Annotated in this window: 12 protein-coding genes; 7 read left to right on the top strand and 5 right to left on the bottom strand. The window is 72.7% G+C overall.

The features are described from left to right. The first annotated feature begins 2 nt into the window (after positions 1–2). On the top strand, positions 3–578 hold the full coding sequence (locus JAO84_RS14385; RefSeq protein ID WP_265866311.1) for a TetR/AcrR family transcriptional regulator: 576 nt from the start codon (positions 3–5) through the stop codon (positions 576–578). Positions 579–678: 100 nt separating this feature from the next. Beyond that, positions 679–2,871 carry an MMPL family transporter gene (locus tag JAO84_RS14380; RefSeq protein WP_370413227.1) on the top strand — a complete coding sequence of 731 codons (2,193 nt, stop codon included), beginning with the start codon at positions 679–681 and terminating at the stop codon, positions 2,869–2,871. Between the two features lie 112 nt (positions 2,872–2,983). Here JAO84_RS14380 and JAO84_RS14375 read toward each other — a convergent pair whose 3' ends face one another. Continuing rightward, positions 2,984–3,346, bottom strand: coding sequence for an SsgA family sporulation/cell division regulator (locus JAO84_RS14375; protein WP_265866309.1), 363 nt, complete (start codon positions 3,344–3,346; stop codon positions 2,984–2,986). Positions 3,347–3,507: 161 nt separating this feature from the next. Between JAO84_RS14375 and JAO84_RS14370 the strand changes: the two genes are divergently transcribed. The 4 genes from JAO84_RS14370 to JAO84_RS14355 all read left to right on the top strand — a co-directional run bounded on the left by JAO84_RS14370 (position 3,508) and on the right by JAO84_RS14355 (position 7,366). Continuing rightward, on the top strand, positions 3,508–4,563 hold the full coding sequence (locus tag JAO84_RS14370) for an energy-coupling factor ABC transporter permease (RefSeq protein ID WP_370413226.1): 1,056 nt from the start codon (positions 3,508–3,510) through the stop codon (positions 4,561–4,563). Between the two features lies 1 nt (position 4,564). Next, entirely contained in the window at positions 4,565–5,326 is a 762-nt protein-coding gene (gene cbiQ / locus JAO84_RS14365; RefSeq protein ID WP_370413225.1) for a cobalt ECF transporter T component CbiQ, read from the top strand. A 2-nt stretch (positions 5,327–5,328) separates the two neighbouring features. Next, entirely contained in the window at positions 5,329–6,108 is a 780-nt protein-coding gene (locus tag JAO84_RS14360) for an energy-coupling factor ABC transporter ATP-binding protein (RefSeq protein WP_370413224.1), read from the top strand. A gap of 94 nt (positions 6,109–6,202) precedes the next feature. Next, positions 6,203–7,366 (top strand): serine hydrolase domain-containing protein, encoded by a 1,164-nt coding sequence (locus tag JAO84_RS14355; protein ID WP_370413223.1) that lies wholly within the window; start codon positions 6,203–6,205, stop codon positions 7,364–7,366. Here the strand turns inward: JAO84_RS14355 and JAO84_RS14350 are convergent. From JAO84_RS14350 to JAO84_RS14335, 4 genes are read right to left on the bottom strand one after another with little or no spacing between them, the layout of a single operon-like run. After that, the gene (locus tag JAO84_RS14350) at positions 7,311–7,814 is read right to left on the bottom strand and encodes an NUDIX hydrolase (RefSeq protein WP_370413222.1); all 504 of its coding nucleotides are present in this window, start codon (positions 7,812–7,814) and stop codon (positions 7,311–7,313) included. The genes JAO84_RS14355 and JAO84_RS14350 overlap by 56 nt on opposite strands. A 12-nt stretch (positions 7,815–7,826) precedes the next feature. Then, on the bottom strand, positions 7,827–8,681 hold the full coding sequence (locus tag JAO84_RS14345; protein ID WP_370413221.1) for an EamA family transporter: 855 nt from the start codon (positions 8,679–8,681) through the stop codon (positions 7,827–7,829). Further along, complete coding sequence (locus JAO84_RS14340; protein ID WP_370413220.1) at positions 8,678–9,217, bottom strand: YbaK/EbsC family protein; 540 nt, start codon at positions 9,215–9,217, stop codon at positions 8,678–8,680. Before JAO84_RS14340 ends, JAO84_RS14345 begins: the two co-directional genes overlap by 4 nt. 54 nt (positions 9,218–9,271) lie before the next feature. Further along, positions 9,272–10,909, bottom strand: coding sequence for a penicillin-binding transpeptidase domain-containing protein (locus JAO84_RS14335; protein WP_370413219.1), 1,638 nt, complete (start codon positions 10,907–10,909; stop codon positions 9,272–9,274). Positions 10,910–11,095: 186 nt separating this feature from the next. On the opposite strand from JAO84_RS14335, the gene JAO84_RS14330 reads away from it, so the two are divergent. Continuing rightward, the gene (locus JAO84_RS14330; protein WP_370413218.1) at positions 11,096–11,779 is read left to right on the top strand and encodes a hypothetical protein; all 684 of its coding nucleotides are present in this window, start codon (positions 11,096–11,098) and stop codon (positions 11,777–11,779) included.

The raw sequence follows: 11,779 nt of genomic DNA, 5'->3' as shown, positions 1-11,779 counted from the left end.
CCATGGCAGTTCGCAGCAGGCTCACCCCCGAGCGGGAGGCCGAGCTGTACGAAGCCGTGCTCGACCTGCTGCGCGAGGTCGGTTACGACGCCCTCACCATGGACGCCGTCGCCGCCCGCACCCGATCCAGCAAGGCCACCCTCTACCGCCAGTGGGGGAGCAAGCCCGAGCTCGTCGCCAGGGCACTGCGCCACAACAAGCCGGTCTCGCTCGCCGAGATCGACACCGGCAGCCTGCGCGGCGACTTCGACGCGATCCTCGCGAACTCCGACGACTGCCAGATGGAGAAGGACTCCGCGCTGATGCGGGGCCTGGCCCATGCCGTCCACGACAACCCCGAACTGCTCCAGGCACTGCGCGAGCTGCTCGTCGAGCCCGAGATGACCGGCCTCGACGAAGTCCTCCAGCGAGCCGTCCGGAGAGGCGAGATCCGAGCCGACAACCCGGCCCTGAAGCTCGTGCCCCACATGCTGATCGGAGCGTTCATCGCCCGCCCGCTGATCGAAGACCAGCCGGTGGACTCCGCGTTCCTCCGCAGCTACATCGACGCCGTGGTGCTCCCCTCACTCGGCGCCTGACCCACCACCTGCCTCACCCGCACCACCTGACTGCGCACCGCTCACGCCGTCGGGCCGGCTCCCCATGCCCTGTCCCACTCAACACCGGGAGTACGCCCCCGTGGCCACGTTCCTCTACAAGCTCGGCCGCTCCGCCTTCCGGCGCCGCCGGCTCGTCGCCCTCCTCTGGGTGGCGTTGCTCGCGCTCGCCGGAGTCGGTGCCGCCACCGCGCCCGCCGCCACCTCCAGCTCCTTCTCCATCCCCGGCACCGAGGCACAGCGCGCCTTCGACCTGCTCGAACAGCGTTTCCCCGAGGCCAGCGCCGACGGAGCCACCGCCCGCGTGGTCTTCAAGGCCCCGGCCGGCCAGAGCATGCAGGACCCGGCGAACAAGGCCAAGGTCGCCAAGACCGTGGCCGCGCTGCAGTCCGGCTCCGACCAGATCGCCCGGGTCACCGACCCGTACACGGCCCAGGCGGTCTCCCGCGACGGTTCGACCGCCTACGTCTCCGTGGCGTACGAGGTCAACGCGATGGAGCTGACCGACGCGACCCGTGACGCGCTCAAGGAGACCGGCCAGGCCGCGCAGGGGCAGGGGCTGACCGTCGAGATCGGCGGCGACGCGCTCCAGACCATGCCGGAGCAGGGCGCGAGCGAGGTCATCGGCATCGTCCTCGCGGGCGTCGTGCTCGTCATCACCTTCGGCTCGCTCGTCGCGGCCGGGCTCCCGCTGCTCACCGCGGTCATCGGCGTCGGCATCGGCGTCTCGTCGATCACCGCGCTCGCGAACGTCCTGGACCTCGGCACCACCACCTCCACCCTCGCGTCGATGATCGGCCTCGCCGTCGGCATCGACTACGCCCTCTTCATCGTCTCCCGCTACCGCTCGGAGCTCGCCGAGGGCCACACGAAGGAAGAAGCCGCCGGGCGCGCGGTCGGCACGGCCGGCTCCGCCGTCGTCTTCGCCGGACTCACCGTCGTCATCGCCCTGGTCGGCCTGGCCGTCGTCAACATCCCGATGCTGACGAAGATGGGCTTCGCCGCCGCCGGCACGGTCGTGATCGCCGTCCTCATCGCGCTCACGCTCATCCCGGCCCTGCTCGGCTTCGCCGGCGACAAGGTCGTCAGCCGGAAGCAGCGCAAGGGCAAGGACAAGGGCAAGGGCGCGGCCGAGGCGAGCGACAAGCCCAACGGCGGCACCCGCTGGGCCCGCTTCGTCATCCGCCGCCCGCTGATGGTGCTCGTCGTCGGCGTCCTCGGCCTGGGCGCGATCGCCGTGCCCGCCGCCTCCCTGGAGATGGGCCTGCCGGACGACGGCGCGAAGCCCACCTCCACCAGCGAGCGCCGGGCGTACGACGCGCTGTCCGACGGCTTCGGCCCCGGCTTCAACGGCCCGCTGCTCGTCGTCGTGGACGGCGACAAGACCGCCGCAGACAAGACCGTCACCGCCATCAAGGGCGTCGAGGGCTGGGCGGCCGTCACACCGCCGACCCCGAACAAGGCCGGCGACGCCGCGATGATCACGGTCATCCCGAAGGACCGCCCGTCCTCGGCGGAGACCGAGCAGCTGGTGCACGACATCCGCGGCGCGACCGGCGACGACGTCCTGGTCACCGGCGCCACCGCGATGAACATCGACTTCTCGCAGAAGATGAACGACGCCCTGCTGCCCTATCTGGCCCTGGTCGTCGGCCTCGCCTTCCTGCTCCTCATGGTGGTCTTCCGCTCGGTCCTGGTCCCGCTGAAGGCGGCCCTCGGCTTCCTGCTCTCCGTGGTCGCCGCCCTCGGCGCGGTCGTCGCGGTCTTCCAGTGGGGCTGGCTGGGCAGCGTGTTCGGCGTCGAGCAGACCGGCCCGATCATGTCGATGATGCCGATCTTCATGGTGGGCGTCGTCTTCGGCCTCGCCATGGACTACGAGGTCTTCCTGGTCACCCGGATGCGCGAGGCGTACGTCCACGGGGCGCGCCCCGGCGAGGCGATCGTCACCGGCTTCCGGCACGGCGCCCGGGTGGTCACCGCGGCCGCGGTGATCATGATCGCGGTCTTCTCGGGCTTCATCGGATCCAGCGAGCAGATGGTCAAGATGATCGGCTTCGGCCTCGCCGTCGCCGTCCTCTTCGACGCCTTCGTGGTCCGCATGGCGATCGTCCCGGCCGTCCTCGCGCTGCTCGGCCACAAGGCCTGGTGGCTGCCGAAGTGGCTCGGCCGCGTGCTGCCGAACGTCGACGTCGAGGGCGAGGGCCTGGCGGCCGCCGCCCCCGCCGCGCGGCCTGTCGAGACCGACAAGGACGAGAAGGAGCTGGCCAAGGCCTGAGGCAGAGCCCTTGCCAGCCCTCTGAACTCCGGGGCCGCCGCTTGAGCGGGCGGCGCGCCCCGGAACGCGCCGGAACCTGTGGGGACGGGGAGCCGACGCGGCCCGTACGCCGTCAGCGCGCCGACATGGCCGTGCCGACGGCGTACGTGTGCTTGAGGAAGCGGAGCAGCGCGGTGGTGTCGAACTGGACGACGGCGACGCCGTCGGCCGTGTGGAACTCGACCACCGTCTGCACCCGGCCGCACGGCCACACGCCTATGTCGCCGCGCCGGGCGGGGGCGCGCAGGCCGGTCTCCAGGAGGCTGCGGGGGAAGGACCACTCGATGTTGCCGGGGAAGACGAAGCGCACGGTGGCGGGTTCGAGCCCCGGGTCGAAACGCAGGGCCACCGGCACCGGCCGCGAGAGCGGGGCGTCGCTGATGATCCGGCCTTTGGCGTGGTCCTCGACTTCTCGGTCATCGACGGCGCGGGGCATCGGGCGGCTCCTCACACTCGTACGCGACACACGTTCGCGCGGTTAGTCCTCAATGTCCCACTCTTCCGGGGCGCGCGCCCGGTCAGAGAAGGCTCCTTACTCCACTCCTGACCCCCACGCGCTCTTGCAAACAGTTCGCAGGAACGCTTTATCATTCGGGCGTGCATGTACCTGACGGATTCATCAACGCCCCCGTATCGGCCGCCGCCGGTGTCGTCGCCGCCGGCGCCGTCGCCGTCAGCCTGCGCGGAGCGCGTAAGGAGCTCGACGAGCGCACGGCCCCGCTGGCCGGCCTGGTCGCGGCATTCATCTTCGCCGTGCAGATGCTCAACTTCCCCGTCGCGGCCGGCACCAGCGGACACCTCCTGGGCGGCGCGCTCGCGGCGATCCTCGTCGGCCCGTACACCGGCGTCCTGTGCATCGCCGTCGTGCTGCTCATGCAGGGCGTCCTCTTCGCCGACGGCGGCCTCACCGCGCTCGGCGTGAACATCAGCGTCATGGGCGTAGTGACCGTCCTCGTCTCCTACGCGCTCTTCCGCGGCCTGGTCCTCGTCCTGCCGCGCACCCGGCGCTCGGTGACCGTCGCCTCCTTCGTGGCCGCCCTGGTCTCCGTACCGGCCGCGGCCACCGCCTTCACCGCGATCTACGCGATCGGCGGCACCACCGACGTACCGCTCGGCAAGGTGCTCACCGCGATGGTCGGCGTGCACGTCCTCATCGGCATCGGCGAGGCCGTCATCACCATGCTCACCGTCGGCGCGGTCATCGCCGTCCGCCCCGACCTCGTGTACGGCGCCCGCGGCCTGACCGCCCCGCTCAAGCTGCGCGTGGACGGCGAGCTCGTCGACGCCACCCCGGATGCCGGGCCCGCGGCCCGGCCGGCCGGCGCCCCGGTGGCGGCCCGCTCCCCGAAGAAGCTGTGGATCACCGGTGTCGTCACCGCGCTCGTCCTCGCCGGCTTCGTCTCCTTCTACGCCTCCGCCAGCCCCGACGGCCTGGAGAAGGTCGCCGCCGACAAGGGCATCGACAGCAAGGTCGAGCCGCACGCCGCCGCCGACTCCCCGCTCGCCGACTACGGCGTCAAGGACGTCTCGGACGCGCGCCTGTCCGGCGGCCTCGCCGGCGTCATCGGCGTCGGCGCGACCCTCGCCGTCGGCACCGGCGCGTTCTGGGTCGTGCGCCGCCGCCGTACCGCCGACGTCGTCGCGGAGGCCTGACATGGGGGGAGGGCACGCGCACAAGCTCTACCGGGGCGGGCAGTCGCCGGTCCACGCGCTGCCCCCGCACACCAAGCTCGTGGCCGTCTTCGCCTTCGTCGTCGTGGTCGTCGCCACGCCCCGCGAGGCGATGTGGGCCTTCGCCCTCTACGCGGTCCTGCTCGGCGCCGTCGCCGCGCGGGCCCGCGTCCCCGGCGGCTTCGTGCTCAAGCGGCTGCTCATCGAGATCCCGTTCGTCGCGTTCGCCGTGCTCATGCCCTTCGTGGTCCCCGGCGAGCAGACCCGGTTCCTGGGGATCTCGCTCTCCGTCCCCGGCCTGTGGGGCGCCTGGAACGTCCTCGCCAAGGGCACCCTCGGCGTCGCCGCCTCCGTGCTGCTCGCCGCCACCACCGAACTGCGCGAACTGCTCCTCGGCCTCCAGCGGCTCAAGCTGCCGCCGCTGCTCGTCCAGATCGCCTCCTTCATGATCCGTTACGGCGACGTGATCACCGACGAGATGCGCCGGATGTCCATCGCCCGCCGCTCCCGCGGCTTCGAGGCGCGCGGCGTACGGCACTGGGGCGTCCTCGCGAAGTCCGCCGGGGCCCTCTTCATCCGCTCCTACGAGCGCGGGGAACGGGTCCACCTCGCCATGGTCAGCCGCGGCTACACCGGCACCATGCCCGTCATCGACGAGGTCACCGCGAGCGCCGTCCAGTGGCGGCAGGCCGCCGCGCTGCCGCTCGCCGCCCTCCTGATCTGCCTCCTCGGATGGACCCTGTGACCATGGACCCCTCGCACAACCCGCACTCCGCGCACCACTCGCACCCCTCGCTGGACGTACGCGGCCTCGCGTACGCGTACCCCGACGGCCACCAGGCCCTCTTCGGCGTGAACCTGACCGTGGGACGCGGCGAGCGGGTCGCCCTGCTCGGCCCCAACGGCGCCGGCAAGACCACCCTGGTCCTCCACCTCAACGGCATCCTCACCGGCGGGGCGGGCGGCGTGACCGTGGCCGGCCTCCCGGTCGGGAAGAAGCACCTGGCCGAGATCAGGCGCCGGGTCGGCATCGTCTTCCAGGACCCCGACGACCAGCTGTTCATGCCGACGGTCCGCGAGGACGTGGCCTTCGGCCCGGCGGCCGCCGGGCTGCGCGGTGCCGAGCTGGAGGCCGTGGTCCGCAAGGCGCTGGCCCGGGTCGGCATGGAGGAGTTCGCCGACCGGCCCCCGCACCACCTGTCCTTCGGACAGCGGCGCCGGGTCGCGGTCGCGACCGTGCTCGCGATGGAGCCGGAGATCCTCGTCCTCGACGAGCCGTCCTCCAACCTGGACCCGGCCTCCCGGCGCGAGCTCGCCGACATCCTGCGCTCCCTGGACGTCACCGTCCTCATGGTCACCCACGACCTGCCGTACGCCCTGGAGCTCTGCCCGCGCTCGGTGATCCTCAGCGAGGGCGTGATCGCCGCCGACGGGCGGACCGCGGAGATCCTCTCCGACGAGGAGCTGATGGCCAGGCACCGCCTGGAGCTGCCGTTCGGCTTCGTGCCGAGCGCGGTCGACGTCTGACCCTTTCGAGCCGTACGCCCGACCCCGGAATCGGCGGGCGGCCCCCCGCGTTGCACGATGGGGGTCGTACGTACGAGAGGAAGCGTGGGTTCAGGTGGACGTCCGGGGCACGGTGGCGGCGGGATTCGAGCCGGTCAGGGACGCGTTCCTGCGCAACTTCGAGCAGCGCGGGGAGCGCGGCGCGGCCGTCGCCGTCTACCGCGACGGCTCCAAGGTGGTCGACCTGTGGGCGGGCACGCGTGACGTCGACGGCGAGGAGCCGTGGGCGGCCGACACCGCCCAGGTCGTGCGCTCGGCGACCAAGGGCGTCGCCGCGGCCGTCCCGCTCCTGCTCCACCAGCGCGGGCAGCTGGACCTGGACGCGCCGGTCGCCACGTACTGGCCGGAGTTCAAGGCCGCGGGCAAGGAGCGGGTGACCGTACGGCAGCTGCTCGCGCACCGCGCGGGCGTACCGGTCCTCGACCGGCCCCTCACCCTCGCCGAGGCCGTCGACCTGCCGACCGCGACGGCCGCGATCGCCGCCCAGGCCCCCGCCTGGGAGCCCGGCACCGCCCACGGCTACCACGCGCACACCTTCAGCTGGCTGCTCTCCGGCCTGGTCCACCGGGTCACCGGCCGCACCATAGGCAGCTGGGCCGCCGAGGAGATCGCCCGCCCGCTCGGCCTCGACCTGTGGATCGGACTGCCCGAGGCCGAGGCCCACCGGGTCGGCCGGCTCGGCCCGGTCGAGGAGAAGGAGCCCGCCGACAGCCCGGCGCTGCGGCTGCGCCCCAAGCCGGCCGTGACCGCCGCCTACGAGGACCCGCGGTCGCTCACCCGGCGCGCCTTCGGGGTGATCGAGCCGCGCCCCGACGAGAACGACCCGGTGTACCGGGCGGCCGAACTGCCCGGCTCCGCCGGCGTCGCCACCGCCCGCGCCCTCGCCCGCTTCTACGCCGCCACCCTCGGCCCGGTCGACGGCGGCCCCCGCCTCTTCGCCCCGGCCACCCTGGCCCTGGCCCGTACCGAGGAGTCCGCGGGCGCCGACCGGGTCCTCGTCGTCGGCACCCGCTTCGGCCTGGGCCACATGCTCCACGGCCCGGCCTCCCCGCTCCTCGGCCCCAGCTCCTTCGGCCACCCGGGCCGCGGCGGCTCCCTCGGCTTCGCCGACCCCGACTCCGGGATCTCCTTCGGCTATGTCACCAACGGCATGCGCAAGACGGTCACGGCCGACCCGCGCGCCCAGGCCCTGGTCCGGGCGGTCCGGGCGTCCCTCTGAGCATCCGCAGCGCGTCGGCCGTCGGCGGCGACAGGCGGTTCTCGGTGTCGAGGAGGGCCAGTTCGGTCAGCGGGATCCAGGTGGGGGCCTCGCTGGAACCGTCGGTCTCGGCGACGAGCGGGGCGGCCGCGGCGGCCCCGGTGAGGGTGACGGCGTAGAAGAGCGCCGTGAGGTGCCAGCGGGTACCGCCGCGCTCCGTGGTGTAGGTACGGGCGTCGAGCAGACGGACCTCGTCCGCGCCCACCGTCAGCCCGGTCTCCTCGCGCAGCTCGCGGACCAGCGCCTCCGCCGGCTGCTCGCCGGGATCGAGGCCGCCGCCCGGCAGATGCCACAGTCCGGGCGCGAAGACGGGTGACGTCGCGCCGAGCCGGGCGAGCAGCAGTTGGTCTCGGTCGACGACGAGGCCGTAGGCCGAGATCCTGGTGCGTACGTCAGACACTTCACCCATGGGCGTTCCTCCTCAACTCGCGTACAGCATCAGGCCGATGCCCACCACCATCAGGCCCGCCGCCGCGACCCGTGGCCCTCCGAAGCGTTCCTTGAAGAGCAGGGCGCCGATGGCGGCGCCGACGATGATGGAGGACTCGCGGAGGGCGGCGATCGGGGCCAGCGGAGCCTTGGTCTGGGCCCAGAGGACGAGGGCGTAGGCGGCGACCGACATCGCGGCGCCGAGCAGGCCGCGGGCGGCGAAGGGGCGGAGTTCGGCGGCCAGGACGGCGGGGCCGCGGCGGGTGACGGCGTAGACCGGGATGACCAGGCCCTCCAGGAGCATCAGCCAGGCGATGTAGCCGAGCGGGGTGCCGGAGGCGCGGACGCCGACGCCGTCGACGACGGTGTACGCGGCGATCGACAGGCCCGTCGTGCCCGCGGCGAGCAGCGCCGGCCAGTGCGGCCGGGCACCCTTGCCCCGGATGCCCCACAGGGCCAGGCCGGTGAGGCCCGCGCAGGCGACGGCGACGCCCGCGAGCTGCCCGGCGTCCGGGATCTCGCCGACGAAGAGCGCGGCGAGCAGGGTGACCACCAGCGGCGCCGTGCCGCGCGCGATCGGGTACATCTGGCCGAAGTCGCCGAGCGCGAAGGACTTCATGAGCAGCGCGTAGTACGCCACGTGCAGCGCCGCCGAGGCGATCAGATACGGCCACGCGCCGGCAGCGGGCAGCGGGGTGAAGCAGACGCCGACGATGCCGATGAGGGCCCCGCCGCCGGATATCAGCGTGAAGGAGAGCAGTTGGTCGTGGATGCGCGCGGCGATCGCGTTCCAGCTCGCGTGCGTCACGGCGGCGAGCAGCACCGCCGTGACGACCAGCGGCGTCACGCCGAACGCTCGGCGGAGGGCCCGTCGGCGGAGGGCCCGTCGGAGAGCTCGCCGGAACGCTCGCGGACGTCCACCAGCGTGCCGCCCGCGTGTGCGATCAGCGTCTTCGGGTCGAGCGCGAAGACGCTGTGCGGGGTGCCGGCCGCCGCCCACACCACCGCGTGGTCGAGCAGCCCGCGGTCGGCGAGCACCCGGGTCCGGCTGCGGTGCCCGAAGGGCGGGACGCCGCCGATCGCGTACCCCGTCGTCTCCCGGACGATCCGCGCGTCGGCGCGTGTGACCGCCCCGGCGCCCAGCTCCTGCCGTACCCTCTCCACGTCCACCCGCGAGGCGCCGTCCATCAGGACGAGCACCGGCACCCCGTCCGCCGCGAAGATCAGCGACTTCACGATCTCCGAGACCGCGCAGCCGATGGCCTCGGCGGCCTGCTGCGCGGTCCGCGTCTCGTCCGGGAACCGCCGGACCTCGACATCGAGGCCCAGCTCCTGCAGGGCCGCGGCGAACTGGGGATGGGCATCTGCGTGTGACGTCGTCATGGGCTCGCAGGCTAGCGGTACGTGTACGAGGCACGCGACCGGGTTACGGCACCGCTACCCGGCCCGCAGCACCTGCGCCACCACCGGACCGGCCGCGTCGCCGCCGTGACCGGCGCCCTCCACGAAGGCCGCCGCCGCGAGGTCGTCCGAGAAGCCGGTAAACCAGGAGTCCGAGGTCGCCTGGCCGTCGACCTCCGCCGAACCGGTCTTCGCGCCCTTGTCGCCGCCGACGGAGGACATGGCGCGCGTCCCCGTGCCGTAGCGCGCGGTCGCGGTGGTCCGCATCATGTCGCGCAGCTGCCGCGCGACCGACGCGGACAGCCTTCGCTCGGCCTGGGCGAACTCGCGGTCGTCCACGTCCGCCGCCACCAGGTACGGCTGCTTGAAGACGCCCGCCTTCGCCGTCGCCGTGATCGACGCGATGGTCAGCGGGTTCATCTGGACCGTGCCCTGGCCGATGTACTGGGCCGCGGCCTCGCCGCCGGTCGCGTCGGGGATCCTGCCGTCCATGGACCGGATGCCGGTCTTCCACTCCAGACCGATGCCGAAAACCTCCCGTGCCTCCTTGCCCAGGGCGGAGTCGTCGTGGACGTCGTCGATCTTCTTGATGAAGGCGGTGTTGCACGACTTGGCGAAGGAGTACCCGAAGGTCCTGCCCTCCAGCGCGAAGTTGTCGAGGTTGTGGAAGGTCCGGCCCTGGTACAGCACGTTCTGCGGACACTCCGTCACCTGGTCGGCCTTCACCAGGCCCTTGTCGAGGAGCAGCGCCGCCGTCAGGACCTTCAGCGTCGAGCCGGGCATCTTCGCGCCCTCGAAGGCCGCGTTGAAGCCGTTCGCCGGGCTGTTCGCCACCGCCCGCACCGCGCCCGTCGTCGGCTGGATCGCCACCACGGAGGCCGTCCCGTACCGCGCCACCGCCTTCTCCGCCGCCGCCTGCACGTCGGCGTCGATGGTCGTCTCCAGCTTGCCCGGCTCGCCCTTCTGGAGCGTCAGCAGCGTCGTGTCGGGCACGCCCTCCGCGCCGGAGTCGACGTACACCTCGATGCCCGGCTTGCCGCCCGTCGTCGAGCCGTAGCGCTCGCGCAGCTGGGCAAGGACGGGTCCGAGCGAGGGGTACTTCTCCGCCGTCAGGACCCGGCCCTTGCGGTCGACGGCCTCGATCTCGCCGGAGCTCGCGCCGCCGGTGCGCAGCGAGCCGCCCGCCGTGAGCTTCGGGTGCAGCACGGCCGGCTTCCAGTCGACCAGCGGCCGGCCGGTCGTGAGGCCGCGGACGACGGTGAGCTGCGAGGCGTACGTCCAGGGCTTGGACCCGCCCTCGTACGTGATGGTGGCCTTCACCGTGAAGGGCACCGTCGTCCCGGTCGGCGTGCCCGGGGTGATCTGCGCGGCGGAGACCTTCGCCTCCTCGCGGAAGCCGAGCAGCGCGGGGCCGGCGGCGACCGGGTTGTTCGTGAACTGCGCGGCCGCATCGGACTCGCCGCCGGCCCAGGCCGCGAGGAAGTCCTTCGCGGTCGCCGTGACCTCCTCGGCGGTGACCGGCCCTGTCTTCTTGCTGTTCGAACCGGACGCCGTCGTCGGCCCGCCGGAGCCTCCGCTGATCCCGTTCCAGAGGTTGTAGCCCCCGTATCCCACCCCGCTCGCCACGACGACGAAGACTCCGCCGACGATCGCGACCTTGGCACCACTGCGCATGGCTGCGCCTCCCTCCCCCAGGTATGGCCCCAGGGGGAGCCTAAGCGGCGGTCGCCCTGTCAGGAGTGAGAGCCGGGACGGTTGTTACCGGATAGCGATCCGCTCAGCCGACCGTGTGTCGGTGCGGGGCCGTACTCTTCAGCCTCTCGCTTACCACTCTTTTTGTTTCCCGGGGGGGAATTCACCATGTCCACACCGCTGTCCAAGCCGACCGGTCCCGCCGAGCCCACGCCGGCTCCCGCCGAGTCCGCCGTTCCCGAACTCCCCGCCGGCGGCTGCCAGGTCTGCGGCTCCCTGCCCGCCCTGCGCACCACCCTCCGCTCCCACCAGGGGCTCGTCGTCATCATGCGGACCTGCAAGAACCGCGCGACGCTCTGCCGGGACTGCGGGTTCGCCCTGTACCGGGAGATGACGGCCCGGACGCTCTATCAGGGCTGGTGGGGCCTCGCCTCGTTCTTCTACACGCCCGTCGTCCTGGTGCTCAACCTCGTCCAGCGGATCCGTCTCGGCCGGCTTGCCCCGCCCGCCGGTGGCGTGCGGCCCTCGGTGAACCCCGGCCGCCCGCTCCTCCGCCGGGTCGAGGCGCTCGGCGTCCTGCTGCCGTTCGCCATCGTCGGCGCGTTCGGGTACCTCTACGAAGGCAGCCCCGCCAGCGCCGAGGTCGGCTCGTGCGTCCACAACAAGGGCAACGAGCTCTTCCCGGACGTCGTGGTCGTCGACTGCTACTCCGACGAGGCCGACTACCGGGTGGCGGAGCGCCACGACAGCGGCCACGACCACTGCGACCTGACCCGCTACGCCGAGTACTCCGAGACCGGCCGCAGCGGCTTCACCCTCTGCCTCACCCCGCTGGGCGAGGAAGCCCCGTAG

The sequence above is a fragment of the Streptomyces fradiae genome (assembly GCF_041270065.1).
Taxonomy (GTDB): domain Bacteria; phylum Actinomycetota; class Actinomycetes; order Streptomycetales; family Streptomycetaceae; genus Streptomyces.
This window is presented reverse-complemented; position numbering and strand designations above follow the sequence as displayed.

Bases quoted from the DNA above. Each gene is read 5' to 3' on its own strand.
- JAO84_RS14385 (WP_265866311.1), top strand. From the start codon at position 3: ATGGCAGTTCGCAGCAGGCTCACCCCCGAGCGGGAGGCCGAGCTGTAC.
- JAO84_RS14375 (WP_265866309.1), bottom strand. From the start codon at position 3,346: ATGCCCCGCGCCGTCGATGACCGAGAAGTCGAGGACCACGCCAAAGGC.
- cbiQ (WP_370413225.1), top strand. From the start codon at position 4,565: ATGGGGGGAGGGCACGCGCACAAGCTCTACCGGGGCGGGCAGTCGCCG.
- JAO84_RS14360 (WP_370413224.1), top strand. From the start codon at position 5,329: ATGGACCCCTCGCACAACCCGCACTCCGCGCACCACTCGCACCCCTCG.
- JAO84_RS14350 (WP_370413222.1), bottom strand. From the start codon at position 7,814: ATGGGTGAAGTGTCTGACGTACGCACCAGGATCTCGGCCTACGGCCTC.
- JAO84_RS14340 (WP_370413220.1), bottom strand. From the start codon at position 9,217: ATGACGACGTCACACGCAGATGCCCATCCCCAGTTCGCCGCGGCCCTG.
- JAO84_RS14335 (WP_370413219.1), bottom strand. From the start codon at position 10,909: ATGCGCAGTGGTGCCAAGGTCGCGATCGTCGGCGGAGTCTTCGTCGTC.
- JAO84_RS14330 (WP_370413218.1), top strand. From the start codon at position 11,096: ATGTCCACACCGCTGTCCAAGCCGACCGGTCCCGCCGAGCCCACGCCG.